The organism is Candidatus Binatia bacterium, from assembly GCA_029243485.1.
Classification (GTDB): Bacteria; Desulfobacterota; Binatia; order UBA12015; family UBA12015; genus VGTG01.
This window is the reverse complement of the sequence record JAQWRY010000001.1, coordinates 1-26,892: the sequence shown is the minus strand read 5'-3', so window position 1 is coordinate 26,892 and position 26,892 is coordinate 1. Positions and strand designations below refer to the sequence as shown.

The following is a 26,892-nucleotide window of genomic DNA, read 5'->3' as shown; positions in this document are numbered from 1 at the left end:
CTCAGAGCGCCGAGCGTCGCCACCAAACGGCGAGTCCCAGCACCATCAGGAGCTCGGGGACGATCAGGACGGAGAGGTAGAAGATGGTGCTCGCCTCTTCGCGGCTGAACTGGACACGCGAGCTGCGCACCGTGCGTGGGCGGATCGCGACGAGTTCCTCTTGGCCCCCCAGCCAACCGAAGGAGTTCAGCACGAGGTCGCGATTGAAGAGCATGTTGATGTGTTGGTTGTCGGCGACGGCGGCGGTGCCGTACACGACGAGTCGTGTTTGGCCCTCGCCGCTGCCGAGGGCCTTCCGGTCGGCGGTCGCGGCGACGCCGATGGAGATCGGTCCGGCGATGTCGGCCTCGTCGAGACTGGCCTGACTCTGCTCGAAGAGGGTATCGAGATCGGATTCGGCCCAGCTCGAAGGACTGGTCTTCGCGATCGAGGTGACCGTCAGGCCTTCGGGCGTTTCGGTCGGCGTCACGCTGCGGGTCAGGGGGAAGATCGTCCGTTCGCGGATGTCCTGGGTGATGGGGTGGGGGCCGTAGGTTTCCACCATCGGGTTCAACCCGAGAGTGGGCCCCTGGAAGACTCGTACGACCTGATCCACGACGACGTCGTCGCCGAGTTCGATGCCGTAGTCGGTGAGCAGCGGGCCCAGGGCCGATCCCGTCTGCGGCGGGAGTAGGAAGACCGCGTGGCCGCCGCCGTCGAGGTACGCGCGAATCGCTTCCACCTCGTGGTCGAGGAGGGGGCGAAGGGGCGCGGCGATCGCGAGTACGTCGCAGTCGTCCGGGACGGCGGATTCCTGGAGAAGGACCAGCGGTTCGACCTGGTACTGCTCGTTTTGCAAATCGGCCTTGAGCTGTCCGTAGCCGTCCGCATTTTCTACGTCGTCGATGTTGGGCTCGCCTTCGCCCTGGACGAAGTAGACGACCTGGGTTTTGGCCCGGGTCACCTTGATGAGGGCGTTGGTCAGCGCCTCTTCGGTCGGTTGCTCGACGGTGGTTGCTTGTTCTCCGTACTGAACCCGTACGGAACCGTAGGTTCGTACCCCATACTTCTGGGTTAGCTCGGGTTGCTGATCCGGGTCGATCAACTTGACGACGACCAGCGGTGACACGGTGGAGAAGCTGCGCATCGTGTTCTCGACGGCTGGGTTCCTTCCGCCCTCGAGGAACGCCTGGAATTCGAGCTCGCGATCGATGCTCTCGAGTACCGTGCGCGCCTGGGGCGAGAGAGTGAAGACGCCTTCCTCCGTCAGGTCGATTCGCTGGTTGTATCGTACGCCGAGCCAATTGATGCCCGCGAGCAGCGCGATGAAGAGGACCGAATACACCACCATGTTGGCGCCGTATCGGGTCGACCTCGCGCTGAGGAGCGCACCCAGGTCTCGAAAGCTGGACACCAGGTAGATCAGGAGAAGGACGGCGCCGATCGCGAGGTGTGCGATCGAGTAGGCCTCGAGTTCGCCGACGAGGAAGTACGACGTCACCCCGAAGAAGAGCGCGAGGGCGCCGACGAGACCGAGAAGAGAGCTGGAAGGGCGCATCGAAGACTTCCTCAGCGCCAGCGGATCGATTCGACGGATCGCTGGGTGAGGAAGATCCACCCGATGACCATCGAGGCAAAGTAGATGAGGCTCTTCGTGTCGATGACCCCCTGGACCATCTCCCCGAAGTGCTCCGTCACGGCGATGTAGCGCAGGATCGAGCCGAGCGGCTCGCCCGCGGACTCTGCCGGCCAGGCGATGACGAAGAGCAGCAAGAGCATCACGAGTCCCGTGACGGCTGCGATGATCTGGTTCTCGGTCACCGACGACGCGAAGAGCCCGACCGCGACGAACGAGAGAGCGAGAAGGAGCAGGCCTAGATAGCCCGACAGCATCACGCCGATCTCAGGGTTTCCGTACGCGGCGAGTATGAACCCGTAGATGCTCGTGAGGCCGACCATGATCGTGATGAAGCCGGCGACGCCGAGGAACTTCCCGACCACGATCTGTCCGGTCCCGACCGGCGATGTGAGGAGAAGCTCGTAGGTGCCGGTGCGCTTCTCCTCCGCGAAGCTTCGCATCGTGATCATCGGCACGAGGATGACCAGGATCACCGCAAGATTCTGGAGGAGCGGTGCGACGACGAACTCGTTCAGGTTCATATCGGCCGCGGAGTCGCCCATCTGCTGGAAGCTCGAGTACAGCGAGATTAGCAGATTGAAGCGCGCGACGAGGTTGAAGAAGAACCATCCCCCTAGGAGGAGGAACCCGGTCAGGACCACGTACGCGATCGGTGAGGTGAAAATGGATCGGAATTCGCGTCCGGCGATGGTGAGCACGTTTCGCATGACGTCGACTCAGGCCTCGACTGGCGCGGGCGCGGGCGCGCCGTCATCGGATTCGCGTCGCGCGGTGTCCGCGGTGATGAGCCGCAGGAAGACCTCTTCGAGCGTCGCGTCGCGCGTGAGATTCTCGCGCGAGTCCTCGCAGATGATCCGCCCTTCGTTGATCACGACCACTTTGTCACAGATCTGGGAGACCTCAGGCAGGATGTGCGTCGAGAGGATGACCGTCCGGTTGCCGGAGAGCCCGCGAATCAGACTCCGGATCTCGATGATCTGCCGTGGGTCGAGCCCGATCGTCGGTTCATCGAGTACCAGGACCTCCGGATCGTGGACGAGAGCCTGGGCCAGCCCGACTCGTTGCTTGAACCCCTTGGAGAGGTGGGCCAGGAGCCGACCGGACACCTCAGCGAGGCCCATCCTTTCGATGGCTTCGTCGCAGGCCCCGCGGACCCGGCCCCGCGCGACACCCTTCAGTCGAGCGACGAACGTGAGGTACGAACGGACAGTCATCTCGGGATACAGCGGTGGGTTCTCGGGGAGGTATCCGATCCGGCGACGGACGTCGTCGGACTGCTCGACGACATCGAAGCCGGCGACCACCGCGCTGCCGGCGGACGGCGGGAGGAAGCCCGTCAGCATCCGCATCGTCGTCGACTTTCCGGCGCCGTTCGGTCCGAGGAAGCCGAGGATTTCACCGCTCTTTGCGGTGAAGCTGATGCCGCTTACCGCGACGCGGTCGCCGTAGCGTTTCGTGAGCTCGTGGACTTCGATCATCTTGGAGAATCACACTGCGCCGGTTGCATGAGCGGCCGGGAAATTAGTGACGGCGCCTTTCGATGTCAAGCCGATTGCATGGACTTCGGTCGCGCGCGTTGATACCCCCTCCCGAATGTCAGCTGCGAGGGACCCGCTGTGCCTCGTCGATGGGAGCGGGATCTTGTTTCGAGCGTTTCACGCACTCCCGCCGCTCACGACGCGGCAGGGACTGCCGACGGGCGCCGTCTTCGGCGTGACGAGCATGCTCACGAAGCTCCGGCGCGAGCAACCGGACTCCCAGGTGATCGTCGTCTTCGACCTGCCGGGGAAGACGTTTCGGGACGAGGTCTTCGCCGAGTACAAGGCCGGCCGCTCCGAGACCCCGTCCGACCTGAAGCGGCAGATTCCCTACGTGAAGAAGATCGTCAGGGCGTTGGGCTTCCCCGTGCTCGAGGTCGAGGGGGTCGAGGCCGACGACGTGATCGGGACACTCACCACCACGGCCGTCGCTGACGGCCGCTCGGTCGACATCGTCACGAGCGACAAGGACATGATGCAGCTCGTCGGTCCGACGGTCCGGTTGATCGACACCATGAAGAACCGGGTGACCGAGGCTGAGGGTGTGCGGGAGAAATTCGGCGTCGGGCCCGAGAACGTCATCGAGGTCATGGGCCTCATGGGCGACGCGATCGACAACGTCCCCGGGGTGAAGGGGGTCGGCGAGAAGACCGCAAAGCGTCTGATGGAGCACTTCGGGACGATCGCGGCGATGTACGATCGGCTGGGTGAGATCGACGATCTGGGCCTTCGGGGCGCGGCCGGCATCAAGAAGAAGCTCGAGGCGGGGCGCAACGACGCCGAAACCAGCCGCTTCCTCGTTACGATCAAGTGCGACGTCGACCTCGGTGTTCCCGAGGACTCTCTGCGCTTGCGCGCACCCGATCTCGAGACCCTGAGCGATCTCTCTCGCGAGCTCGAGCTCCATTCGCTGCTGAAGGGGTATTTGGCGGACGAGCCGCCGGAGCCCGCAACTCCGGTGCGAGAGACGCGGCACGCGGAACCGGAAGAAGTCACGAGGCTCCTCGCTGCCGGCGGCGTGGCCCTGGGGGTCGCGAGCGGGGACACGGCACGGGTCGGTGCGCGTCGTCAGGTCGTCGCCACGGCGGTTGGTGCGCCCGGCAGCGAGGAAATTCTCGTGTGCGACGGGATGCCCGAAGGCCTCGCAGACGCGCTCGCGGGTCGCGCCGCCCACGAAGTCTGCGTAGGCGACCTGAAGGCGGCCCTGCATGCGTGCGGACTCGACGGCGAGGGCGCAGACGCCGGTGACGGCGCGATTGCCGACACCTTGCTGCTGTCCTACGTCCTCGACCCGTCGCGGCGTGGGCACGGGATCGACGCGTTGGCCAAGGAACGGCTCGGCCAGGAGTTGCCGGCCGACGGAGCCGGGGAGGGCGAGCCCGCGGCACGCGCCGCAGCCGTCGCGAACGCGGTTCTCGAGCTGGCACCGGGGCTGGAGGACGAGGTTCAGGCTCTCGGGCTGCACGGTCTATATGCCGACATGGAGCTGCCGGTCGCCCGGGTTCTCGCGACGATGGAGCAGCGGGGAATCCGCGTTGATGCGGCGGTTCTGGAGCGCGCCGCCGACGAATTCTCGGCGACCGCCGCGCGGCTCGAGAAGGAGATTCACGACCTCGCCGGGGGGCCCTTCAAGATCAACTCGACGCTGCAGCTGCGCAAGGTGCTGTTCGAGAGGCTGGAGCTTCCGACCAAGGGCGTGAAGAAGGGCAAGACCGGGCTGTCGGTCAATGCCGACGTGTTGGCGATGCTGGCGGACAAGCATCCGTTGCCGGCGAAGGTGGTCGAACACCGTGGCCTAACGAAGCTCCTCTCGACCTACGTCACCGGGCTCTTGCCGTTGATCGATCCCGAGACGGGCCGGGTCCATACGTCGTTCAACCAGGCCGTCGCGGCCACGGGCCGCTTGTCGTCGAGCGATCCGAACCTTCAGAACATTCCCGTTCGAACCGCTGAGGGGCGCCGCATCCGGGAGGCCTTCGTGCCGGCGGACGGGCATCTCTTCCTGGCCGCGGATTACTCCCAGATCGAACTCCGCGTGCTCGCTCACCTGACGGAGGATCCGGTCCTCCTCGCGGCTTTCCGCGGGGGAGAGGACATCCACCGACGGACGGCGTCCGAGGTCTTCGACGTCGGTGGGGCGGATGTGACTCCCGAGATGCGCAGCCGTGCGAAAGTCATCAACTTCGGCATCCTCTATGGCATGGGCGCACACCGGCTCTCGGGAGAGCTGGGGATCCCCATGGGTGAGGCCGCCGCGTACATCGAGCGGTACTTCGAGCGGTACGCGAAGGTGAAGGATTTCGTGGACCGGGTGGTGGCGAAGGGGCGCGAGGATGGGTACGTGGAGACCCTCGCCGGCCGGCGGCGGAACCTGCCGGACCTGACGTCACGGGAGCAGGGCAAGCGGCAGGCAGCCGAGAGGATGGCTTGGAACAGCCCGATTCAGGGCACCGCGGCCGATATCATCAAGCTGGCCATGCTGGCTGTCGATCAAAAGCTGACCGAGATCGAGTCGTCCGCGAAGATGCTGTTGCAGGTCCACGATGAGCTGTTGTTCGAGGTTCCCGAGGCGGAGATGAAGGCGATAGGCAAAATCGTGCAGGAATGCATGGAGTCGGTCGTAGAGTTTGCCGTGCCCTTGGTGGTGGATCTGAAATCCGGGTCGAACTGGGCCCTGCTCAAATGAATTTTCGTTCGTGGAGCACCGTCTAGTGCCTTCAGAGAATCGAGATTGGGAGCTCGTCCAGAAGGCGGCTGATGGAGATCAGGAGGCTTTCCGGGAGCTGGTTGAGAAATACCAGCGGAGGGTGCTCGGCGTGGTCACGGGGATGCTCCACGACCGCGAAGCCGCGCTCGAGGTAACCCAGGAGACGTTCATCAAGGCCTACCGTTCGATCGGAGGTTTCAAGGGCGATGCCAGCTTCTATACATGGATCTACCGAATCGCGGTCAACCTCGCGATCGACTATCAACGGCGCGAATGGCGCCGACCGATGGGCGACAGCGTCCGGCCCGGCTCCGGTGAAGATGGCGGCCCACCCGAAAGTATCCTCGATCGCCTCCGCGACGACCATCCAAGCGCGGACCCCTTCCAGGCGACGAAGGACGCGGAGCTCCGAGACCGTGTCCGGGAGGTCATCGGCGAGTTGACCCCGGATCACAGAGCCGTGATACTATTGAGGGAGGTGGAAAGTCTCTCCTATGAGGAGATCAGCCAGGTCATGCAGTGCTCCAAGGGAACGGTAATGAGCCGCCTGCACTACGCACGTAAGAAGCTGCAGGCGCAGCTCAAGGAGTTCGTGTGAACTGTCGCGAGACGGAGCGATTGCTCGACACGTTTTTCGACGGTGAGCTCGACGGTCGCCTCATGCGCGACGCGGCGCTCCACATCACTCGATGTCCGAGTTGCGAGCAGGGCCTCCAGGCGAAGGAGGCCGTGCGCAGTGCTCTCGCCGCAACGATTCAGCACGAGGTCGAGTCTGCCGATTTGAGCCCTATCTGGGCCGGAGTCGAAGGCGCGATTCAGGGCGAGCAGTCCGAAGTCTCAGCGGACGAGCCGGCGGCACCGGAAGAGTCGGCGTCCAGGCGCCTTTTCGGGGGCCGTGCCGGCGGGCGTCATGCGAATTCTTCGTCACGGTCGGCTCGCACGGGTAGCCGGCTTCGGGCGTCAGCAGCGGCCGGCATGGGCGCCGTCGCGGTGGGCCTCGTGGCCTTCCTGCTGTTCCCGGCCGAGAAGGCGCAGCTGTCCGACGAGAAGTACTCGGACGCGGCTTCACAGGAAGGCACCACCGACGGGGCCGAGACGCGCGTTGCGTCTCCCGCGAAGCGCGGGCCCACGGCGCAGCAGGTAGCGGCCGCGAAGGTGTCGAACCGCTCCGGCGTCGAGACGATCGCACTCGCGCCCGAGGCGAACGAAGAGCAACTGAGTTCGGAATGGACCCAGCAACTCCAGGTGGGCCCGGCCGAGTTTAACGATCACGCCATGTCACTCTGGCGCGACACAGCCGCTCGCTAACGGGCGGCTAGGAGGGGGGGCCGATGGAAGAGTTCTCTTTCGAAGCGCTGGTCGAGCAGGTGAACGAGTTCTGGTCTAGGCTGAGAGCTCAGTTTCCCAAAGACCTGATGTCTCGTGAGGCGGCGACCGAACTCGTCCGGATCACCCGCCCGGTCGACCCGTTCAACTACTCGGATCTGCTCGCGCCCGTCATCGGCCTGGCAGGTATGCTGCTCGGCCTGATTCTCTCGGGAGTCGCGCTCGCGTCCCTCGGGACGCTGCTGGTCAGCATGTTGGCCTTGGGCTTCCTGCTGACCGAAGTCTACGGCGTTACGCTGGAGGTGGACGGGGTCCGTCCACCTCCGTACGCGTAAAGCTCAGCTCGACATCGCTGCGCCGAGGATCTTCGAGGTCGACTCGCGCATGATGCGCGGATCGACCGGCTTTCCCTCGCGAAGCGCGGCGCGGACGTCCTTGCCCGAAATCGAAACGGGCTTCTCGTCCTTGTGGTGCTCGGTGAGATCGACCCGGCCCATCGACTCGTAGAAGGCTGCGAAGCCGACGTTGACGGTCGAGATCTTGAGATCTCCGCCGAGCGACTTGAAGATCTCCTGCGCGTCGAAATCTCCCCAGATGGCGCTGCCATCGGCGAACGGCGCATCGGCGTGCTTGCGGCCGATGATGATGTCGGTGAAGCCGAAGTTCTGGCGGTAGATGCCGTGCATCACCGCTTCCTTCGGGCCGCCGTAGAACATCTTGATGTCGAGGCCGAGGAGCATGACGCGCTGGGAGGCAGCCTCGCTGCGCGGGCCCCAGAGGTCCGGGTCGGAGTCGCCCTCGCCGATGCTCTTGTCTTCGATGAGCTTCTCGTACGTGCGCATGCGGGTGTCGGCGGGGACGTCATCGCCCTTGGTCTCGCCGATGAGCGGGTTCAGGCAGGCACCTGCGTTGTGCCCCGCGCGGATCAGGGTCTCGAGGCCGTACACCAGCGCGTATTCGTGGGCGCGGTGGAGCGGGTTGCGGGTCTGGAACGCCACGACGCGCTCCCAGCCCTTCGTAGCGAGCAGGGCACGGACCTCGTGAGGCGTGAGGACGGAGTTGCCGAACGCGGGATTCTTCGGCTGCGGGAGGACCTCGATGGTGCCACCGATGAGGTGGCTCTTGTCGGCATCGCCCTTCATGACCATGTCGGCACCCGGGTGATCCGTGCGGTCGGTGCCGTAAACGGACTTCAGGTAGCGGGCCTTGTCCCAGACGAAGACGTCGGTCAGGTCGAGGACGGCAACGACCTCGTCCTTGGAGTTCGTGAGCGCGACGCGGTCGCCCTTCGAGAGCGTTCCCGCCAACTCGCCCGTGACGGGTAGCGACAGCGGGATGGTCCACGCGTACTTCTTGCCGTTGTTCTCGATGTAGGCTTCGTCGAGGACGCGGTTGAAGGTGGCCTCGTCCATCGGGCCGGTGAGGGGGCTCAGGGCGCCATCACCGAAGCGGTAGACCGTCGAGAGGTCCGCGTCGGATACCGGGACCTTGGGAAGGCTGGCGGCGTCGGAGCGGAACGCGTCGACGCGGTCGGCGGCGACGGTGTGGGAAGCGGGTTCGGTGAGTCCACCGTGGGGCGCGATCAGATCAGCCATGTGCGAAAATCCTCGAGTTTTATTGGGGACCTGCGGGCGCAGGGGAATCCCCAACCTTAGCCTTGGGCCTCAGGGGCGGCAAGGACGCGAACACGCTGAGGTCGGCCCGAGCGCGTTCTCGGTCCAGGTTGGCGCGTTCCGGGCCAGTGTCATTCGTCTTGGGCCGGTCTCGGGCCCGATCTCGGCGAGCCAGAGAAGCGCCGCCAGGGCGGCGAGGGACCCGGCTTGTAGGGCGTCGAGGGCGGGCATGGGCTCCTGAGCGCGCTCGGGTGCACAGCAAGCGATGCATCCCGACCGCGACGGGACCAAATCGATGAAGCTTTGCGCCGGGCCCCCGTACACCGCGATCTCTCCGCGGCGCGCGTGGCCGGGGCCGGTGTCTACGGACAGGGCGCCCGGTGCGTCGAGCAGGACGTCGTAGCTCGCGAGGGCCGGCGTTGCGGCCCCGCCTGGTCGGACGTGCGGGTTTCGCGTCTCAATCGGCGCGAACGCGACGGGGGCGTCCGTCACGCTTCGCAGGAGGTCGACGACACCCACGCCGGCACCGACCAGGTATGTGGCGGCGGCCTCGAATGCCGGGCCGCTCCCGCGCAGAAGGCACCGTCCGTCAAGAAGCTTCTTCTGCCCGACGCCGCCGAGCTCCTGCAGGATGATCTGCCGGCTGTACAGGTCGATCTGGTCGTCGGTCAGCGCCACCGGTTGCCTCGGCGCGAGTGTCTCAGCCGTTCGCGCGAACGGGCGGACCGATGTCCGCCCAGCCGGCCCAGAGCGTTGTGCTCAGGTACTTCTCCCCGAAGTCGGGGAATACGGTGACGACTTCGCCCTGGTCGAGCTTGCTCGCGACCTCGAGTGCGGCCCAGCAGGCACCGCCGGCGGATTGGCCGACCAGGAGTCCGTCTTCCCGACCCAGTCGGTAGACCATGTCGTACGCTTCTTCGGTGCCGACGGGCACCTTTCCGTCAAGCTCGGCTTCTTTGTAGATGCCGGGCACGATCGAGCTCTCCATGTGCTTCAGGCCCTCGATCCCGTGGAAGGAATCGTCCGGCTCGACCGCGAGGATCTGGACCGCCTGGTTCTTCTCCTTCAGGAACCGTCCGGTGCCCATCACCGTTCCGCTGGTCCCGATTCCCGCCAGGAAATGCGTGATCTTTCCCTCGGTCTGCTCCCAGAGTTCAGGGCCGGTTGTTTCGTAGTGGGCCAGCGGGTTGGCGGGATTGAAGTACTGGTCGGGCTTGAAGTACCGGTCGGGGTCGCGGGCGATCACTTCGCGGCAATGCCGGATCGCGCCGTCGGAGCCCTCGAGCGGGTCGCTCTCGATCGCGACCGCGCCGTACGCCTCGATGATCTGCCTTCGCTCGACGCTCACGTTGCCCGGAATTACGAGGTGAACCGGGTAGCCCAGTGCGGCACCCATCATCGCGAGCGCGATGCCGGTGTTGCCCGAGGTGGAATCAATGACGACCTTGCCCGGGCGCAACGCTCCCGTGCGAAGTCCTTCTTGAAGCATCCGCAGCGCGGGGCGGTCTTTGACGGACCCACCCGGATTGAAGCCCTCCAGCTTTGCCCAGACGCGGACGTCCTTCGGAAGGTCGCGAGTCACGCCGGTAAGCTGGATCAGCGGCGTGCGGCCCACGAGCTCGGCCACGCTGTTCGCACGCAGACCGTCGGGCCTCGTCAGACCACCACTGGGTGGGTGAGGCCGGCTCAGAGGGCGCCCCCGGCGATCGCGGGAACGATCGAGATCTCGTCGCCATCCTTCACCGGGGTGTCGAGTTGCTGCAGGAAGCGGATGTCCTCGCCGTTGACGTACAGATTGACGAAGCGGCGAACCTTGCCTTGATCGTCGCATATCCGCTCGCGGATCCCGGGGTGGCGCTGCTCGAGGTCTTCGACGAGGGCGCCCATCGTGCCACCGTTGCCCTCGATGGACTCGGAGCCAGCGGTGAATTTTCGGAGCGGGGTGGGAACCTTGACGGTCACAGGCATGGTACGGAAACCTCCTCTTTCTGAATGGATATTGGCTACGGGGAAACGGGTTCGCAAGGGCGGTCCACTAGGTGCACCGCGGGCAGCTTGGATTGCGGCGAAGGGCGATCTGGCGCCATTTCAGAGCGGCGCCGTTCAGGATCGCGAGGCGATTCTCCAGCGGGGGCGAGCGATCTTCGAGCACCGCGTGGGCCTCCCGGGCGGCCGCCAGCCCGATGGCGCCGACCACCGGGCCGAGGATACCGGCCTGTTGGCAGCTCGGGATCTCGTCTTCGGGCGGGAGCTCGACGAACAGGCAACGGAGGCAGGCAGAGCGGCGTGGGACGATGGTCATGAGCTGACCATCGAGGCCCAGGACGCCGGCGTGAACCAGGGGCACACCCAGCTCGAGGGCCAGGTCGTTCAGCAGGACCTTTGCGGTCATGCCGTCGGTCGCGTCGACGATCACGTGGTGACCGCCAAGCAAGCCCGCGCCGTTGTCGCGACCGATCGTCGCCACGTGGGCTCGGACGTCGAGGCCGGTGTGCTCAGCTCGGAGTCGCCTGGCGCAGCATTCCGCCTTCTCTTCACCGAGATCCGCCTCGCCGAACGCAGGCTGGCGGGGGAGATTCGAGAGTTCGACCCGGTCGGGATCGAAGAGCGACAGCGCCGCGCCGACGTGAGCAAGGGCGACCGCGGCTGGTGCGCCAAGGCCCCCGACGCCGACGATCGCGGCTCGGAGGTTCACGCTCCTTCGTCTTCGCTGTCGGGTGGGGGAAGGGTTTGCAGGTGGGCGCGAAGAGCGAGAAGGGCCGGCCCCGGGGAGCGTCGCGCGCCGGGTGCGCCGTCCTCTTCGCGGTCGGCTTCTTCGAGTTCCGCTGCGGCAGCCGTGGCGAGTTTTGCGGTTTCCTCATCGCCGACGTCGGACGCGGCGGAGGCGAGACGCTCGGCGGCAAGGGCGGCCGTCGTCGTTTCCGGGAAAAGGGCCAGGACCGTGGCCGTGCGAACCCATCCGGCGGGATAGTGGTCGCGGTCGAAGTAGTACTCGGCGATGTAGAGTTCTCGACCCGCGAGGTGCTCGCGCACGTAGTGGAGCTGGTCGATCGCATCCTTGTTGAACTCGGAGTTGGGATACCGGGCGAGGATGCTCTGGAGCCGCGCGTGCGCATTCCGGGCCGCCCCGAGGTCGCGATCAATCGAGTCGATCTGCTCCACGTAGGCCTGGCCGATCCGGTACTCGACCTCGGGTACATGTGGGCTCGTCGGGTGCATGCGCTGGAAGTCGCTGAAGGCGGCGATCGCTTCCGGGTGGGATTCGTTTGCCAGGTGGGCATGCGCGATCCGGAGTTCGATCTCCTGGGCTCGAGGGTCGAGCGGGTAGTGGTCGAGCAGCTGCCGGTACTTCTGGACGGCGATATCGTAGTCCTCGTCGGCGTGTTCGGACACGGCCTCCTGGTAGAGCGCGTCGGGGGACTCCACCTGCATGGCGCTCTTGCCGCAGGCCGAGGACGTCACGACGACGAGGCCTGCGAGCAAAAAACGGAGAGCGACTCTCCCGGACGAACACGGAAACGACATATAATGGCAACGGTAAACGACCGGGTTTGCGGGGGCAAACAATCGGCCGGATTCGCGCTGTCGCCCCGGGGCCTCCTCTCTTGACACTCCTCGGAGAGGTTCCGTACCTACGGGGCAGTGCTTTTCCCGGTCATGGTGCAGGCTCGAGTGGGGGGTGCGGTATGACCCGCGCGTTGCGACCGGCCCGCAGAGTGGCCATCACGGGCCTGGGCGTCGTGAGTCCTTTGGGGCTCGGCGTCGACGCGAACTGGGCCGGGCTTTGTGCGGGAAAGTCGGGCATCCGCCGGATCACCAAGTTCGAGTGTGAGGACTATCCGGCGAGGATCGCCGGTGAGGTCGACTTCGAGCCGCTCGACTACCTCGAGAAGAAAGATTTGCGTCGGATGGATGCCTTCATCCAGTACGCGATGGCAGCAGCGACGATGGCGATGGAGGACTCCAAGCTCACCATCGACGATTCCAATGCCGCGCGCGTAGGCTGCATTGTCGGCGTCGGGATCGGCGGTCTTCAGACCATCGAGGACACGCACAACGCGTACATCGAGTCCCGCCTCAAAAGGCTCTCGCCGTTCTTCATTCCCAAGCTGATCGGGAACCTTGCGCCGGGGCACATCTCGATGCGTTTCGGTGCGCGCGGGATCAACTACGCGCCGACGAGCGCGTGCGCCTCGGGCGCACACGGCGTCGGTGACGGATTCCGCCAGATCCGCGACGGGTATCTCGATGCGGCGATCTGCGGCGGCGCGGAAGCCGCGATCACCGCTCTGGGCGTTGCGGGCTTCGGCATCATGCGTGCGCTCTCCACGCGCAACGACGAGCCCGAGCGCGCGAGCCGCCCCTTTGATCTCGGGAGAGACGGCTTCGTGATGGGCGAGGGCGCGGGAATCCTGATCCTCGAAGAATGGGAAGCGGCCAAGGCGCGTGGTGCTCACATCCAGGGGGAAGTGATCGGCTACGGCGCTAGCGGCGACGCGTATCACATCACGAAGCCAGCGCCGGAGGGCCGGGGCGCGGCCGAGTGTATGCGTCTCGCGCTCGACGACGCCGACATCGCGCCGTCCGACGTCGACTACATCAACGCGCACGGCACCTCGACGCAGTTCAACGATTCGAACGAGACCTTGGCCATCAAGGACGTCTTCGGTGAGCACGCGAAGAAGCTGGCCGTGAGTTCCACGAAGTCGATGACGGGCCATCTGCTCGGGGCGGCGGGAGGCGTGGAGTCCGTTTTCACGACGCTGGCTCTTCGCGAGCAGACCTTGCCGCCGACGATCAATCAGGAAGAGTCCGACCCCGCATGCGATCTCGACTACGTGCCCAACGAGGCGCGCGCCGTCGATGTGAAGATCGCGATCTCGAATTCGTTCGGGTTCGGTGGAACGAACGCGTGCCTGGTGTTCCAGCGGGCGGACCGGAACGGGGCCGAAGCGGGAGCTCTGTGAGCCTCTCGGCGCTTCTCGCCCGTCGCTTGCTCTTCACCGTCGGGAAGGGAGGCGTCGGTCGCACGACCGTGACGCTCGCGTTGGCGTTGGAGGCGGCACGACGCGGGAAGCGCGTCCTGGTGGTGGAGTTGGAAGGGGCGCGGGGATTGGAGCATGCGCTGGGCGGGCTGCGCCGCGCCGCGGATCCGGCTTCGGGCCTCGAGCGGATTTCGTACCTCGCGGTCGACGGCCGAGCGGCGCTCGAAGAGTACCTCGCGATGGTCATCCCCGTGCGGAGATTGCTGAGCACGATCTTCGAAAGCGCGATCTACCAATACTTCGTCGCGGCCGCTCCCGGACTCAAGGAGCTCATGACCGTCGGCAAGATCTGGTTCGAGGCCAATCGATCCGAATCGGGTGCCGAGGATGCACCCGAGATCGTCCTCGTCGACGCGCCGGCCACGGGGCATAGCCTCCAGTACTTGCGCATGCCGGCCGCGGCGCTCGAGGCGTTTCCGGTCGGGCTCGTGCACCGTGAGGCCGAGCGTGTACTCGGGCTGCTGCGTGACCCGCTCGCGACTGCGGTGGTGGTGGTCTCGACCGCGGAGGAGATGCCCGCGAACGAGACGCTGGAGATCTTCTCCGGACTCGGAGAGATCGGTCTCTCCATCGCCGCTCTCGTCTTGAACCAGGTGCACAGCGCCCCGTGCGACCCGTCGGTACTCGAGCGGCTCGGTCGTGCCGTGTCGGACGAGGAGCGGCGCAGCGATGATCTTCTGTTCGCGGAGGCAGTGAGACGCGCAGAAGAAGAGGCGGGCTGGGCGCGCCTCAATGCACGGCAGGTGGAAAGGCTGCGCGAGGCCACCGGGACGACGACGACCGTGTTTCCCTATCTCTTCCGAGAAGAGTTTGGCGCGACCGAGGTGCTCGCCCTGGCCGGGATCCTGCGTTCCGAAGGCGGAGGGGACCCGTCATGACCGCCGTCGGTTCGTCTCAGCTGGCCGAGATCGTCGACGGCCACCGCATCGTGGTGTGCGTCGGTTCCGGTGGCGTCGGCAAGACGACGACCGCTGCAACCCTTGCGCTTTGGGGTGCGCTCCACGGTCGCCGCGCGATCGTGCTGACGATCGACCCTGCCCGGCGGCTCGCCGATTCCCTCGGCGTGGGTCCGATCGGGAACACGCCGTGTGACGTGGCACCCGAGTCCCTGGAATCGCTCGGGCCCGACCGCGTGGGCTCTCTCACGGCGATGATGCTCGACCAGAAAGGCAGCTGGGACGAGCTCGTTTCGCGCCACGCGCCTTCGGACGAGGTGCGCGACAAGATCCTCGAGAACACGTTCTACCGCCAGCTCTCGGAGAGCTTTGCGGGCTCGCAGGAGTACATGGCGGTCGAGCAGCTCGGCGAGCTCGATGCCTGCGGACGATACGATTTGATCATCGTCGACACGCCACCGACGCAACACGCTCTCGACTTTCTGGAAGCGCCGGAGCGACTGCTCGCTTTCCTGGACAAGAAGATCGTCCGTTGGTTCATGCCCGGCTTCTCGGCCGGGTGGTCGACGCTGCAGACGATGAACAAGACCGTCAGCTTCTTGCTGAAGAAGGTCGAGGACGCGACCGGCGTTGCCGCGCTCGGCCAGGTGACCGACTTCTTCGGCTCGATGGGAGAGCTCTTCGACGGCTTTGAAGTGCGCGTTGCACGGGTCACCGCGCTGTTGCGCGCGCGGGAAACCGCGTTCGTGCTCGTGGCGGGGCCGGACGAGCAGGTGCTCGGGCAGGTCGAGTATCTCGCAAGTCAGATGGCGGAACGAGGGATGCCTCTCAAGGGCGTCGTGATGAACCGGATGCACGCTCTGTTGCCGGCCATTGAGGCGGATGAGCGATCCGCCGATGCCGTTGCGACAGCGATCGCGCCGCGGGTGCGCGACGCGCTCGGCGCGGCCGAAGGAGGCGCCTCTGCCGACGAGGTGTCGTCGCGGCTCGCTGAAAACCTCGTCGCGTGGCAGGCGCGCGCGCGCGGCGACGTGTTGCGAACCGAACTCTTCCGCCGTGGGTTGCCCGAAGGAGTGCCGCTGGTTCAGGTCCCCGACCTGCCGAGCGACATCCACGACCTAGCTGGGCTCGCGTCCCTTCACGGCTTCCTGTTCAGCGCCGTTGACTGACCAGTCGTACGTACCGTAGGCTCCGCATTCGCAGGAGGGTATCCACTCTCGGTTGGTTCGTCCGCAGCTCTGGCACGCGTAGGAGAAGGGGGTGCGTCGCGCCGTCGCCGCCCGCAGGAGCAATTTGGCCGCCTCTCGGTCGTTGCCGCGGGACAGCGCCAGTTCGCCGGAGACGAGATCGCGCTCGGCGGCGATATCCGCGCCGGCGCGGCCCTTGGCCGTGCTCTCGCGCGACAGGTCGGCCAGGGCCTCTTCGGCCGCCTCGAGCTTGCCCGCTGCGACCAGGGTCCGCGCGAGTAGAAGCCGGGGGCCGGGTAGGGCGGTCTTCCCGGACGCATCCCGCAGGGGGCCGAGCGCGCGCGCGGGTTCGCCGGCACCGGTGTGCAGAGACTGGAACCGGTCGAGCACGGCACCGCTGGGCTGGCGGCGGAGCGAGTCACGGTAGAGCCGGTCGGCGCCGCGGACGTCGCCGTCCGCGCGAGCACGTGCGGCCAACTCCATGAGTGGCGGGAGGAACGTCGGTTCTTCCGAGGCGAGGCGCTTGAGCTCTTCGTTCGCCTTCTTCGGATCGTTCTGCGCGACGGCGGCGCGGTAGCGGACACCAAGCCAGTCGCGCTTGGCCTGCTCGCGACGAATGGAATGGCGCTCGAGCGTGAGTCGTCGGCGCGCGGCATCGACGGCATCTTCGTAGTGGCCCTCGGCGGCGAGCGCGGCCATCAGCTCGGCGAGAAGGCGCGGGCTCTCCGGTTGCGTGGCCGCGGCTTCGCGAAACGCATCGATCGCGGCGCCGCTATTGCCGCGGGCCATCGCGAGGTTGCCGAGTCTGGATAGGAGTCGGGGGTGGGGACCGTGCTGTGCGCGTGCGGCCTCGAGGATCTTCTGTGCCGCTTCGAGTTCGCCGAGCTCCTGCTGCGAGCGCGCCAAGGCGAGATGGGTTTCGAGATCTTGAGGTTCTTTCTCCGCCGCGCGTGCGAGCTTCTTACCGGCGCTGTGGAAGTCGCCGGCCCAGAGTCGGTGACGACCTTCCTGTCGAATCTTGTCGACGGCGGCCGCCTTCTTCTGCCGGCGGCGCTCGCGCCAGCGACCGAAGCTTCCCGAGATCGAGCGGAGCAGTCCCGCAAAGACGACGAGTCCCGCTCCGAGGCTGAGAGCGATCAACAGGTGAGCAGCCGTCGGCAGCTCGATCGAACTTTTCTCCCCGACGTGGACCGTCGTCGGGTGTCCGTTGAAGTGGAAGAGAACGGCGACACCGCCTCCGACGAGCAGGACGAGAAGGATGATCGCGATTCGACGCAGCACGTCCTACCTCGTTGGGGGCAGGGCCGGCGCATCGCCGGACGTGGGGGGATGCAGGAGGGCGGTCGGAATCTCGCAGCGAGGAGCCCGCGCCCACAGTCGTTCCAGATCGTAGAACTTTCGCACCGGCTCGTAGAAGACGTGAACGACGAAGTCTCCGAAGTCGAGCAGGGCCCACTGCCCGTTCTGGCTCCCCTCGAGGGACAGAACGCGAGCACCCGCGAGCTTACACCGCTGTTCGATCTCGTTGGCGATCGCGCGGACCTGGGTGTCGGATCGTGCGGAGAGCAGGACGAAGTAGTCGCCGATCTGACTGGCCTCGCGCAGATCGAGGACGACCGGGTCCGAGGCCTTCTTGTCCACGGCGGCTTCGAGGCTCTCCACCACTCGCGACCAGATCGCGTCGTCTTTCTGTTCTGCGGAAGTTTCGTGTGTCACAGGGAATGATCCGGCTTCAGAGCGCGGCGCGATAGAGGCCGCGTTCGAGGATGTAGGATTGGACGGAATCGGGCACCAGGAAGCTGATCGAGGCGCCGCGGGCGACGTCGGCCCGAACGGTCGAGGCCGAGATATCGAGCGACGTCACCGAGAGAAACTCCAAGCGGTGGCCGCTCTCATGAGCGTAACACCCAATATTTTTGTCGTACCAAAACCCCTGCGTGACGGCAATTGGCAATTTTCCGAACTGGGCGGGGTTTGCCCCGTGCGAGACGGGGTAGGGCGGGCGGGTGGTGACGATGAGATCGGTCTCGGCAACCATAGTCTCGTACTGGTGCCAGGTATGGAGCTCCCGGAAGGCGTCGAAGCCGAGGATCAGTGCGAACTCCACGCCCGCGTGGCGCTCTCGGAGGAGCCGAAGAGTGTCGATCGAGTACGACGGACCGGTCCGCTCGAGCTCGATCGGTTCGACTCGGAGCTCCGGGACGCCTTCGAGAGCCGCTTGCAGCATGGCGAGTCGGTCGGCGGCTGGGGCCATGCCTTCGGGGCCCTTGTGCGGCGGCTCGTGAGCCGGAATCATCCACACGGCCTCGAGCCGGGCGGCGGCTCGCACTTCGATCGCGGTTCGGAGATGTCCGAGATGGATGGGGTTGAAGCTGCCCCCGTACAGGCCGATGCGGCGCATCACCGCTTCTTCTTCTTTGGGTCGACGGGGGCGTCGCCGTCGAGAAGAACGAGGTCATTGCGGTGGACCAGCTCTGCGCCGAGCTCGTAGCCGAGGATGCCGCCGACCTGCTGACTCCGCTTGCCGGCGATGAGTGAGGCCTCTTCTGCACCGTACACGGCGAGCCCGCGCGCGAACTCGTCGCCGGCGGCGTCGACGAGCGAGATGCAGTCGCCGCGACGGAATTTTCCCTCTACGGCAGTGACCCCGGACGGGAGCAGGCTGCGACCGCGACGACGGACGGCAGTCGTCGCGCCTTCGTCGCACTGCAGGGAGCCCCGCGGTTTCATCGAGAAAGCGATCCAGTGCTTTCGTCGCGCGACGGGATCCGCGCTCGGAAGGATGAGTGTGCCTTCGTTCTGGCCCGGGTCGAGGACGCGGGCCAGCGTGCCCGCCTCGCGCCCGTCGGCGATCACGCTCGCGATCCCTGCGTGCGCCGCTTTCTTCGCGGCGAGAAGCTTCGAGCGCATGCCGCCGGTGCCCAGCGGGTTCGAGCCGTCGCCGGCGTGTGCGAGGACCTTGTTGTCGATCCGATGCAGGGCCGAGATGAGCGCGGCTTCGGGGTCGATTCTGGGATCGGACTCGAACAGACCGGGGACGTCGCTCAAGAGGACGAGCAGGTCCGCTCCGACCAGGGTCGCAACGAGTGCGGAGAGGTTGTCGTTGTCGCCGAACTTCAGCTCGTCGACGGCGACCGTGTCGTTCTCGTTCACGATCGGGAGAACGCCACCGCGGTGGAGCGCGGAGATCGCGTGCTCCGCGTTCAGGTAGCGGTGTCGGCTCGCGAGGTCCTCGGCATCGAGAAGAATCTGCGCGACGGTGATGCCCTGCGCGGAGAAGGCGCGATCCCATTCGGCCATGAGGCGGATCTGGCCCACGCTCGCCGCAGCCTGACGCTGCGGGATCGTCCGGGGGCGCCCGCCGCCGAGCACGGTGCGTCCCGCGGCGATGGCTCCCGAGGAGACGACCGTGACCGACAAGCCGCTCTCTTTCAGCGCGCCGATCTCGCCGGCGAGCCGGGAGAGTTCAGAGGCGGCGAGGCCCGACTCGTTTGCAAGTACCGACGAGCCGATTTTCACTACGACCCGACGGATGCGACCCAGCGCGGCGATTTCGGCACGACGCTCAGCCATCGTGGTCCTCCGGTTCGCCTGGGCCGGCGTCTTCGTCCGAGCCGCCCTCAGCGGCGGCGTTGATTGCCGCTGCGCGCTCGGCGAGATCGACTGCGCGCTCCCGTTCCGCCGCAGCGAGATCCTCCTGGCGCTCTTGGTCTGCGAGGAGTCGGGCAATCCGACCGGCGAGTTCCTGGAGTCCGTCGCCCGTGGCGGCGGAGATCCCGAAGATGTCGATCCCGCGAGAGGCGAGTTCATCCCGGAGGAGTTCCAGCGTGTCGTCCGAACCAGTCAGGTCGAGTTTGTTGCCGACGACGATCTGCGGCTTCGCCGCGAGCGCGGGGTCGGCCTCGGCGAGCTCGTGCTGGAGCTTGTCGAAATCGACGAGCGGATCTCTTCCGTCGGGCGCAGAGAGATCGATCACGTGGACCAGAACCGCCGTGCGCGAGAGGTGCTTTAGAAATCGGATCCCGAGCCCGGCGCCAGTGTGCGCACCTTCGATGATGCCGGGAACGTCGGCGAGGACGAACGAGGTCCCCTCGTCGATCCGCACGACGCCCAGGTTCGGGACGAGCGTCGTAAATGGATAGTCGGCCACCCGCGGACGTGCCGCAGAGAGTCGCGTGATGATCGAGGACTTCCCGACATTGGGGAACCCGAGGAGCCCAGCGTCGGCCAGCAGGCGCAGTTCGAGGCGGAGCGTTCGTTCCTCTCCGTCTTCGCCCGGCGTAGCGATTCGGGGCGCCTGCCGCGTCGAGCTCGTGAAGTGGATGTTCCCGAGCCCGCCGGCGCCGCCCTGAGCGACGATCACGCTCATGCCTTCTTTGTCGAGGTCGGCGAGGACGTCGCCGGTCTCCTCGTCCTTGATGATCGTTCCGACCGGGACCGAGACGATCATGTCGTCGCCGCGCCGGCCGTACTGATCCTTACCGCGACCGTGCTGGCCGCGCTTCGCTTTGAGGCGGGGCTTGTAGCGCAGGTCGAGCAGGGTGCCGAGGCGCCGATCGGTCTGGAGCAGGACGTGACCGCCGCGGCCACCGTCTCCGCCGGAGGGCCCCCCGCGTGGGACGTACTTCTCGCGTCGGAACGCGACGCAGCCGTTGCCGCCAGCACCGCCGATGGCCACGATCTTGACCTCGTCGATGAATCTCATCGGGAGGCCGTTCTTACCGCCGGCCTCAGGCCGACGCGGCCGGAGAACTCTCGAGCGAGGACGGAAGGACGCTCACTCGCTTGCGGTCCTTGCCCATGCGCTCGTAGGTGACGACGCCGTCGATCTTCGCAAACAGGGTGTAGTCGCGACCCATCCCGACGTTCCGTCCGGGATGAACGCGCGTGCCAAGCTGGCGGATGATGATGCTGCCCGCTCGAGCTTCCTGCCCGTCGTAAATCTTCACTCCACGGCGTTGTCCGCGACTGTCGCGGCCGTTCCGAGTGCTGCCCTGACCTTTTTTGTGAGCCATGGTTCGCCCCTAATCGACCGCGACGACGCGTACGGCCGTCACGTTTTGCCGGTGTCCCTGCAGACGTCGGTAGTTCTTCCGGCGCCGCTTCTTGTAGACGAGGATCTTCGCTTCTTTTTCGTGGCTCACGATGACGCCCGAGACCTTCGCGTCCGACACGAGTGGCTCGCCGACCGTGAGACCAGCATCGGTCTGACGTAGGAGCACTTCAGGGAAGGCGATGTCGGCACCGACATCTCCGGGAAGCGACTCGACACGAATGACGTCGCCTGGCTCGACGCGGTATTGCTTACCGCCGGTTCGAATTATCGCGTATGACATTTAAAGATCCCTTGGAAAAGGTAACCCTCTCGGCTACCGAACGAGTGTGCGCGAGTCAACTGAGCCGGCCCGTCGGGTGGTCGTCTTCAGCCGGCACGACTGCTGCCTCTGCGACGAGGCTCTGGCTGAAATCCGTAGCGCCCAGGCGGCTTTTCCGTTTGATCTGGAGGTTGTGGACGTCGATACCATGCCGGAGCTCGCGGCGCGCTACGGCGAGGAGGTCCCGGTGATCGAGATCGACGGGAGGAAGGCCTTCAAGTACAGAGTGACCCGCACGGAGTTGCTCCGGAAGCTGGGTAGACCGCGCTGGCGTTTGCCGCGTTTGGGCAGGTGAGCGGCAGGACCGCTCGCCGGGGTTGAGGGAGAGGCGGAGGCCGGAATGCCGCGAATCGTCGTGGACGCCATGGGGGGCGATTTCGCCCCGGAAAAGACCGTTCGGGCCGTCGCTCGGGTTTCGCTCGAGTCTGACATCCAGATGGTGCTCGTGGGCGACCAGGCCCGGATCCAGGAACTGCTCGATGCAGGGGAGTACGATCCCGAGCTGATCTCCGTTCGCCACTGCTCGGCGGTCATCGGAATGTCGGAGGACCCGCGCGCGGGACTGCGGGGGAAGAAGGATGCCTCGATCAGTGTCGCCGCGCGGATGGTCGCCGCGGGCGAGGCCGATGCGATGGTCTCGGCTGGCAATACCGGCGCGTGCGTTTTGGCGGCGGCGAAGCACTGGAAACTCCTTCCCGGGATCAAGAAGGCGGCTCTCGCGAGCGTGTTTCCGCGCCAGCCCGAGTATGAGGGGCAGGATCACCTCGGGCTTCTGCTCGACGTCGGCGCCACGATCCGCTGCGAAGCCGTGGAACTCGCACAGTTCGGCGTGATGGGCAGTGCCTACGCCCGATGTGTCTCGAAGGTGACCGAGCCCCGCGTCGGCCTCCTCAACATGGGCGCCGAAGAGAACAAAGGGGGTGAAGTCCTCGTGGCAGCGCACCGGCTGTTGTCCGACCTGCCCGGCGTAGGGTTCATCGGGAACATCGAAGGCCATGACATCACGACCGGCCGCGCCGACGTGGTGGTGGCGGAGGGCCTGCTCGGCAACGTAGTCCTGAAGCTTCTGGAGGGCGTCGCCGGAGTCGCGTCGAGCCTCGCGACGAATGCGGCGCACGAGAAGTGGAGGTGGAGAGTCGGGATGGCGATGTTGTCGTCGGGCATAGAGCGCATTCGGACGCTCGGAGATTTCCAAACTTACGGCGGCGCGCCGATCCTGGGTTTCGAGCACGTGTGCATCAAGGCGCACGGCAGGTCCGGGTCCGGTGCGATCGGAAATGCGATCAAGGTGGCGGCAAAGGCAGTGCGAGACGGAATCATTCCGGACATCGCCGAGAAGATTGTGGAGATTCGGTGAGCGGGGTGTCGGTTGCCGCCCGGGTCGACGCGGGCGCCGTCACGTTCCGCTGGGACCTGGACAAGACTTACCTTCGCACCGAGTTCGAGAGCCTGCGGAAGATGGTCCGCATCCCGTTCGAGGGCGGCGCGGACAAGGTCCATCTCCCCGCGGTGCCGGAGCTGATCCAGGCGCTGCGCCGCTGCGCGGAGAGGCAGGCGCGCACGCCTTACGTGTTCTTCCTCTCGGCGAGTCCTCCGCAGATCGGCGGTGCGATTCGGGAGAAGCTCGAGCTCGACGGCGTCGAGTACGACGGCATCACCTTCAAGGACCAATTGAAGCATCTCGTCCGCGGACGCTGGGGCAGCCTCCGGGAGCAGGTGGGTTACAAGCTCGGCGAGTTGCTCCGGGCGCGAATCGCCGGACCCGCCGCCGCGTGCGAGTACCTTTTCGGGGACGATTGGGAAAGCGATCCCGTCATCTACTCGCTCTACGCGGATATCCTCGCCGGCGGCATCGACATGGACACGCTCAAGCGCGTCCTCCTCGCGGTGGAGGTCGGCCGGGCGCCGGTTCAGCGCATCCTGGACGCGGCCGAGGTTCTTGCCGGCAGCGCCCCGGATGCTGTGGGGCACATCTACATCAACCTCGAGCGCCGAACACCGCCGTCTCGCTTCCGGCCGTACGGTCCTCGAGTGGTGCCCACCTTCAACACTCTGCAGGCGGGAGCCTCGCTGTTTCAGGCGGGGAGGCTCGATCTCGACGCGGTCATGGACATCGCGCGCGCTCTGGCGGAGGGAGGTGGCTACGGCGGTCATCGCCTTCGCAACTCGATCGACGACCTCACGCGGCGCGGGCATCTGCGGCTCGAGACCCGCGATCGGCTGGTTCGGCGGCTCGCGCGGGCCGAGTTGGCGCCGCTGGCAAAGAGCGAGGATGCGCTCCGGGCGCGGCTTCGCGAGGCGCTCGCGCGGTTCCGGCGTCGAAAGCGGCTGCCGAAACTCGCAGGTGCCGACTACCCTGCGCTTCTGGCGGACTGGGAGGCCGATTAGGGGTCGGAGTTGTCCGTCTCGGCAGGTGAGTGGATTGCAGTGATTCTCTGTGGCGCGGTGCCTGGGATATCCTCGGGTCGAATGGAACGCGTACGAGTTCCGGTAGTTCACACCCTTGGCCGGGAGCGCTCCGTCGTCCAATGGGTTGAGAGCCTGTGCCTGCTGTGCGCCTTCCGCGGGGATCGAGAACCTGCCGGGGTCGAAGCTGAAGCACGTGAACGAGTCTCGTCGATTTCCTTGATACAGGATCCCGAACCGCAGGCGTCGAGGTCTTTGTGTGCGCAGCTCACCCCGGGGGCTTCTCCACCAAGGCACGTTCATTCGCCGAACTCCGGGAACGGCAAGCGCGTCCAACGCCACCCCGAAGAGTGGGCCCGAGCGCTGCGCGCGATCGCGGCCAAGAACCCTGAGATGCTGCTGCCGGGCCACGGCGAGGCGATCACCGACCCCGCCTTGATTCAGAAAGGGGCTCCTTCAGCTCGCCGATGCCCTCTACTACATCACGGGGGTGACGATCGACGGCCTGAACACGGGCCTCCGCCAGGACGAGATTCCCGACACCATCGAACTGCCACCCGAGCTGGCAGACCAACACAGCCTGCGGGAGCAGTACGTCTCCAAGATGATCATCAGGCAATACATCGGCTGGTGGGACGACATTCCTTCGCATTGGACCCCGGCACCGATGGACGCGCAGGCGCGCGAGATCGTCGCACTCGCAGGTGGAGCGCCGAAGCTGGTCGCGCGTGCCCGAGACGCGATGAGGGAACCTGGACTAACGCCCAGGCCGTAGGCCTGCGAAGTAGAGAATCGCGAGATCGTTCAGCACATCCGCCCGCTCCCATTGCAGGAAATGACCACACTCGGGGACGACGAGCGGGCCGGTCCGATTCGGGAATGCGAGTTCACAGAGTTTCGGGAAGTCCTTCGGCACGATCTGATCGTCGGGCCCGTGTAGGATCATCGTCGGTGTCTGGGTCTTCTGCATCATCATTGGGATCTCGCTCATCGGCCGCCCGTACTCGAGTTGGTACGGTGCCCAGGCGGCCGCGAGGCGATTGATGTCCCCGAAGGGCTCGACCATGAAGTCGAAGTCGGTTTCTTCGAAAGAGCCTTGCGACGCCAGCAGGCGGTGCTCATAAAAATCGCGGACGTACTGGCGGCAACGTGCAGGCGTGTCGAGGTCTGCACGTAGCTTTTCCGGATCGCGCCCCTGCCGGATTCGGTAGTCTCCGGTGGGGCCATGCTCGAGAGGGTTCATCGAGAGGCTTCGCTCTGCGTACCACTCGGGTTCCTCGTAGATGACCGGCGCGACCGTATTGAAGAAGATCATCCGATCGGCATGCTCGGGGTGACGATTCGCCATGTCGACGATCACTGCGCCGCCCACGTCGCCGGCGATCAGGCCGAACTTCTCGTGACCGAGAACGTCGTGGACCAAAGCGAAGAGGTCCTTCGAGTAGAGCACGATGTCGTACTCGTCTTTCTCGGATAGATCCGAGTCGCCGTAGCCGCGAAGGTCCGGCACGATGACCTCGAATCCGGCCTCTGCGAGCGGAAGAATGTTCCGCCACCACACCCGCTTCGTCTCAGGATAGCCGTGAACGAGGAGCAGGGGATAGCCCCCGACGCCCTCACGGACATACGCGAGGTTCATCCCTTCGGCGACGCGCGCGCGATGGATCTCGAAGGCGTCGGCGGGAGGAGTGGAGGGCTGTGTGGGCCGAGGGGCGGGCATGGGGTTTCCTCTTTGGAATGGCGTGGGCTCGAGCCCGACGTGGGTTTCGCAAAATCGCAGTAGCCGCGGCCATCGAAAGCCATGTGGCCCCTTCCAATATACACATCGCGGAAGCAGGGCTGAAGTTGGTGCGGTGTGAGCGCTCGACCTTGGCGCCCGGCTGCGGGGGGCGCGGCTCGATATAGGCGTGCTCGATTCCGCGGTCGGTGCGCACTGTTCGGATTCAGAGACGGTTGGACCAAATAAGTCGATGAAATGAGAGACACTCCCGGCCCAAAGGGAAGGAGAAACCAATGGGTGGAGGGAGAGAGTGCACAGAAGGTCGTCCGCGACATTCAGCGCAAGACACGCCGCCGTTTTTCTGCGGAAGAGAAGATCCGCATCGTCCTCGAAGGACTGCGTGGGGGAGAGAGCATTGCCGCCCTGTGGCGCCGCGAAGGGCTCGCCCCGGATTTGTACTACCGGTCGTAACCTGCCCGGGTTCTTCGGCCCAGTCGATTATTGAGAGATCGCCTCTGCGGGTGGGTTGATGTTGTTCTTGAACTCGATCGGGGTCTGGTAGTCCAGGCTCGAGTGCGGCCGGACTTCGTTGTAGTGACGTCGCCAGGTTTCGATCACCGCGACGGCTTCGTTGCGGCTTCGAAACCACTCCATGCTCAAGCACTCGTCTCGGAGCTTCCCGTTGAAGCTCTCGTCGGTGCCGTTCTGCCATGGTTTGCCCGGGTCGCTAAGGGCGCAGTCGATTCCAGCGTCGCTGAGCCACTGCAGTACTGCCCGCGAGACGAACTCCGGCCCGTTGTCGCTCTTTAGAAACCCCGGTGCGCCGCGGATGCTCACGAGCTTCGCTAGGACTTCGATGACCCGTGTCGATCGAAGGCTCCCGGCCACGTCGATGGCGAGTGCTTCGCGGGTGAATTCATCGATCACAGTCAAGCACTTCAGCTGCTGCCCATTGGCGCACGCGTCGAAGACGAAGTCGTATGCCCAGACCTGATTGGCTTCCGTCGCTGCCGGTGTCTTCGGCCGCGAGGTGGACGGACGGCGACGGGGCCGCTTTCGCGGCACCTGGAGGCCCGCCGCTCTCCAGAGCCGGTGCGCTCGCTGGTAGCTCATCTTGAAGCCCTCCCGAGCCAGAAAGATCCGAATGCGGCGATAGCCGTAGCGAGGATACAAGCCGGCGAGCTCTCGCATCCGCACCACCACCGCAGCGTCTCGTGCGGCCTTCTTCGATTCGTATCTCAATGACGATCGTGCCGTTTGGATCAGCGCACACGCTCTTCGCACCGACAGGCCACGCGACGATGCGTAGGCAACTTGTCGGCGACGAACGCGTGCGCTCACCACTTTTTTGCCGAGATCTCCTTCATGACTTCGATCTCGAGATCGCGCTCTGCGACCAGCTTCTTGAGCCGTGCATTCTCCTGCTCAAGCGAGCGCAGTCGCTTCGTGTCGTTGGCTGTC

General features: G+C 65.7%; 28 protein-coding genes and 2 pseudogenes. 12 read left to right on the top strand and 18 right to left on the bottom strand.

Annotation, left to right across the window (positions count from 1 at the left end; translation table 11 throughout):
* Position 1 precedes the first annotated feature (1 nt).
* The 3 genes from P8R42_00150 to P8R42_00140 are packed head-to-tail and all read right to left on the bottom strand — an operon-like array spanning position 2 to position 3,096.
* The gene (locus P8R42_00150) at positions 2-1,537 is read right to left on the bottom strand and encodes a Gldg family protein (protein ID MDG2303056.1); all 1,536 of its coding nucleotides are present in this window, start codon (positions 1,535-1,537) and stop codon (positions 2-4) included.
* Between the two features lie 11 nt (positions 1,538-1,548).
* Positions 1,549-2,325 carry an ABC transporter permease subunit gene (locus P8R42_00145; GenBank protein ID MDG2303055.1) on the bottom strand — a complete coding sequence of 259 codons (777 nt, stop codon included), beginning with the start codon at positions 2,323-2,325 and terminating at the stop codon, positions 1,549-1,551.
* A 9-nt stretch (positions 2,326-2,334) separates the two neighbouring features.
* On the bottom strand, positions 2,335-3,096 hold the full coding sequence (locus P8R42_00140; GenBank protein ID MDG2303054.1) for an ABC transporter ATP-binding protein: 762 nt from the start codon (positions 3,094-3,096) through the stop codon (positions 2,335-2,337).
* A 115-nt stretch (positions 3,097-3,211) separates the two neighbouring features.
* Here P8R42_00140 and polA point away from each other — a divergent pair, with 115 nt between their 5' ends.
* The 4 genes from polA to P8R42_00120 are packed head-to-tail and all read left to right on the top strand — an operon-like array spanning position 3,212 to position 7,524.
* Positions 3,212-5,842, top strand: a complete 2,631-nt coding sequence (gene polA, locus P8R42_00135; protein MDG2303053.1) for a DNA polymerase I — start codon at positions 3,212-3,214, stop codon at positions 5,840-5,842.
* Between the two features lie 25 nt (positions 5,843-5,867).
* Positions 5,868-6,461 carry a sigma-70 family RNA polymerase sigma factor gene (locus P8R42_00130; GenBank protein MDG2303052.1) on the top strand — a complete coding sequence of 198 codons (594 nt, stop codon included), beginning with the start codon at positions 5,868-5,870 and terminating at the stop codon, positions 6,459-6,461.
* Positions 6,458-7,171: a zf-HC2 domain-containing protein gene (locus P8R42_00125; GenBank protein MDG2303051.1), complete on the top strand. Its 714-nt coding sequence runs from the start codon at positions 6,458-6,460 to the stop codon at positions 7,169-7,171. The genes P8R42_00130 and P8R42_00125 overlap by 4 nt, the downstream gene beginning before the upstream one ends.
* Positions 7,172-7,194: 23 nt before the next feature.
* Complete coding sequence (locus P8R42_00120; GenBank protein ID MDG2303050.1) at positions 7,195-7,524, top strand: hypothetical protein; 330 nt, start codon at positions 7,195-7,197, stop codon at positions 7,522-7,524.
* Positions 7,525-7,527: 3 nt separating this feature from the next.
* Here P8R42_00120 and P8R42_00115 read toward each other — a convergent pair whose 3' ends face one another.
* The 6 genes from P8R42_00115 to bamD all read right to left on the bottom strand — a co-directional run bounded on the left by P8R42_00115 (position 7,528) and on the right by bamD (position 12,327).
* Positions 7,528-8,784: a sulfate adenylyltransferase gene (locus P8R42_00115; protein MDG2303049.1), complete on the bottom strand. Its 1,257-nt coding sequence runs from the start codon at positions 8,782-8,784 to the stop codon at positions 7,528-7,530.
* Positions 8,785-8,853: 69 nt separating this feature from the next.
* On the bottom strand, positions 8,854-9,480 hold the full coding sequence (locus tag P8R42_00110; GenBank protein ID MDG2303048.1) for a hypothetical protein: 627 nt from the start codon (positions 9,478-9,480) through the stop codon (positions 8,854-8,856).
* A 22-nt stretch (positions 9,481-9,502) separates the two neighbouring features.
* Positions 9,503-10,429: a cysteine synthase family protein gene (locus tag P8R42_00105; protein ID MDG2303047.1), complete on the bottom strand. Its 927-nt coding sequence runs from the start codon at positions 10,427-10,429 to the stop codon at positions 9,503-9,505.
* A 59-nt stretch (positions 10,430-10,488) separates the two neighbouring features.
* On the bottom strand, positions 10,489-10,770 hold the full coding sequence (locus P8R42_00100; GenBank protein MDG2303046.1) for a MoaD/ThiS family protein: 282 nt from the start codon (positions 10,768-10,770) through the stop codon (positions 10,489-10,491).
* Positions 10,771-10,837: 67 nt separating this feature from the next.
* Complete coding sequence (locus tag P8R42_00095; protein MDG2303045.1) at positions 10,838-11,497, bottom strand: HesA/MoeB/ThiF family protein; 660 nt, start codon at positions 11,495-11,497, stop codon at positions 10,838-10,840.
* Positions 11,494-12,327 carry an outer membrane protein assembly factor BamD gene (gene bamD / locus P8R42_00090; protein ID MDG2303044.1) on the bottom strand — a complete coding sequence of 278 codons (834 nt, stop codon included), beginning with the start codon at positions 12,325-12,327 and terminating at the stop codon, positions 11,494-11,496. Before bamD ends, P8R42_00095 begins: the two co-directional genes overlap by 4 nt.
* 161 nt (positions 12,328-12,488) lie before the next feature.
* Here bamD and fabF point away from each other — a divergent pair, with 161 nt between their 5' ends.
* Genes fabF through P8R42_00075 form a run of 3 tightly spaced genes read left to right on the top strand, consistent with a single transcriptional unit; the run spans position 12,489 to position 15,912 of the window.
* Positions 12,489-13,769 (top strand): beta-ketoacyl-ACP synthase II, encoded by a 1,281-nt coding sequence (gene fabF, locus P8R42_00085; GenBank protein ID MDG2303043.1) that lies wholly within the window; start codon positions 12,489-12,491, stop codon positions 13,767-13,769.
* The gene (locus P8R42_00080; GenBank protein MDG2303042.1) at positions 13,766-14,725 is read left to right on the top strand and encodes an ArsA family ATPase; all 960 of its coding nucleotides are present in this window, start codon (positions 13,766-13,768) and stop codon (positions 14,723-14,725) included. Before fabF ends, P8R42_00080 begins: the two co-directional genes overlap by 4 nt.
* Positions 14,722-15,912, top strand: coding sequence for an ArsA-related P-loop ATPase (locus P8R42_00075; GenBank protein ID MDG2303041.1), 1,191 nt, complete (start codon positions 14,722-14,724; stop codon positions 15,910-15,912). Before P8R42_00080 ends, P8R42_00075 begins: the two co-directional genes overlap by 4 nt.
* On the opposite strand, the gene P8R42_00070 is transcribed toward P8R42_00075, so the two are convergent.
* From P8R42_00070 to rplU, 7 genes are read right to left on the bottom strand one after another with little or no spacing between them, the layout of a single operon-like run.
* On the bottom strand, positions 15,862-17,211 hold the full coding sequence (locus P8R42_00070; protein MDG2303040.1) for a tetratricopeptide repeat protein: 1,350 nt from the start codon (positions 17,209-17,211) through the stop codon (positions 15,862-15,864). The genes P8R42_00075 and P8R42_00070 overlap by 51 nt on opposite strands.
* Positions 17,212-17,214: 3 nt before the next feature.
* Positions 17,215-17,646, bottom strand: coding sequence for a ribosome silencing factor (rsfS, locus tag P8R42_00065; GenBank protein ID MDG2303039.1), 432 nt, complete (start codon positions 17,644-17,646; stop codon positions 17,215-17,217).
* Positions 17,647-17,662: 16 nt separating this feature from the next.
* Positions 17,663-18,331, bottom strand: a complete 669-nt coding sequence (gene nadD, locus P8R42_00060; GenBank protein ID MDG2303038.1) for a nicotinate (nicotinamide) nucleotide adenylyltransferase — start codon at positions 18,329-18,331, stop codon at positions 17,663-17,665.
* Positions 18,331-19,503, bottom strand: a complete 1,173-nt coding sequence (proB, locus tag P8R42_00055; GenBank protein ID MDG2303037.1) for a glutamate 5-kinase — start codon at positions 19,501-19,503, stop codon at positions 18,331-18,333. Before proB ends, nadD begins: the two co-directional genes overlap by 1 nt.
* On the bottom strand, positions 19,496-20,635 hold the full coding sequence (gene obgE, locus P8R42_00050; GenBank protein ID MDG2303036.1) for a GTPase ObgE: 1,140 nt from the start codon (positions 20,633-20,635) through the stop codon (positions 19,496-19,498). Before obgE ends, proB begins: the two co-directional genes overlap by 8 nt.
* A gap of 25 nt (positions 20,636-20,660) precedes the next feature.
* A complete protein-coding gene (gene rpmA / locus P8R42_00045; GenBank protein MDG2303035.1) occupies positions 20,661-20,945 on the bottom strand; it encodes a 50S ribosomal protein L27 in 285 nt (94 codons plus the stop codon).
* Between the two features lie 9 nt (positions 20,946-20,954).
* Positions 20,955-21,266: a 50S ribosomal protein L21 gene (rplU, locus tag P8R42_00040; protein ID MDG2303034.1), complete on the bottom strand. Its 312-nt coding sequence runs from the start codon at positions 21,264-21,266 to the stop codon at positions 20,955-20,957.
* A 76-nt stretch (positions 21,267-21,342) separates the two neighbouring features.
* Between rplU and P8R42_00035 the strand changes: the two genes are divergently transcribed.
* The 4 genes from P8R42_00035 to P8R42_00020 all read left to right on the top strand — a co-directional run bounded on the left by P8R42_00035 (position 21,343) and on the right by P8R42_00020 (position 24,486).
* Positions 21,343-21,600 carry a glutaredoxin family protein gene (locus P8R42_00035; GenBank protein MDG2303033.1) on the top strand — a complete coding sequence of 86 codons (258 nt, stop codon included), beginning with the start codon at positions 21,343-21,345 and terminating at the stop codon, positions 21,598-21,600.
* 45 nt (positions 21,601-21,645) lie between these two features.
* Positions 21,646-22,662 carry a phosphate acyltransferase PlsX gene (gene plsX, locus P8R42_00030; GenBank protein ID MDG2303032.1) on the top strand — a complete coding sequence of 339 codons (1,017 nt, stop codon included), beginning with the start codon at positions 21,646-21,648 and terminating at the stop codon, positions 22,660-22,662.
* Positions 22,659-23,693 carry a hypothetical protein gene (locus tag P8R42_00025; GenBank protein MDG2303031.1) on the top strand — a complete coding sequence of 345 codons (1,035 nt, stop codon included), beginning with the start codon at positions 22,659-22,661 and terminating at the stop codon, positions 23,691-23,693. The genes plsX and P8R42_00025 overlap by 4 nt, the downstream gene beginning before the upstream one ends.
* A gap of 508 nt (positions 23,694-24,201) precedes the next feature.
* Positions 24,202-24,486: an alkyl sulfatase dimerization domain-containing protein gene (locus P8R42_00020; GenBank protein ID MDG2303030.1), complete on the top strand. Its 285-nt coding sequence runs from the start codon at positions 24,202-24,204 to the stop codon at positions 24,484-24,486.
* Here P8R42_00020 and P8R42_00015 read toward each other — a convergent pair.
* Positions 24,469-25,431, bottom strand: coding sequence for an alpha/beta hydrolase (locus P8R42_00015; GenBank protein ID MDG2303029.1), 963 nt, complete (start codon positions 25,429-25,431; stop codon positions 24,469-24,471). The two genes, P8R42_00020 and P8R42_00015, sit on opposite strands and share 18 nt — an antisense overlap.
* Before the next feature lie 255 nt (positions 25,432-25,686).
* On the opposite strand from P8R42_00015, the pseudogene P8R42_00010 reads away from it, so the two are divergent.
* Positions 25,687-25,893, top strand: a pseudogene (locus tag P8R42_00010) (transposase).
* Between the two features lie 36 nt (positions 25,894-25,929).
* Here P8R42_00010 and P8R42_00005 read toward each other — a convergent pair.
* Positions 25,930-26,892, bottom strand: a pseudogene (locus P8R42_00005) (IS3 family transposase).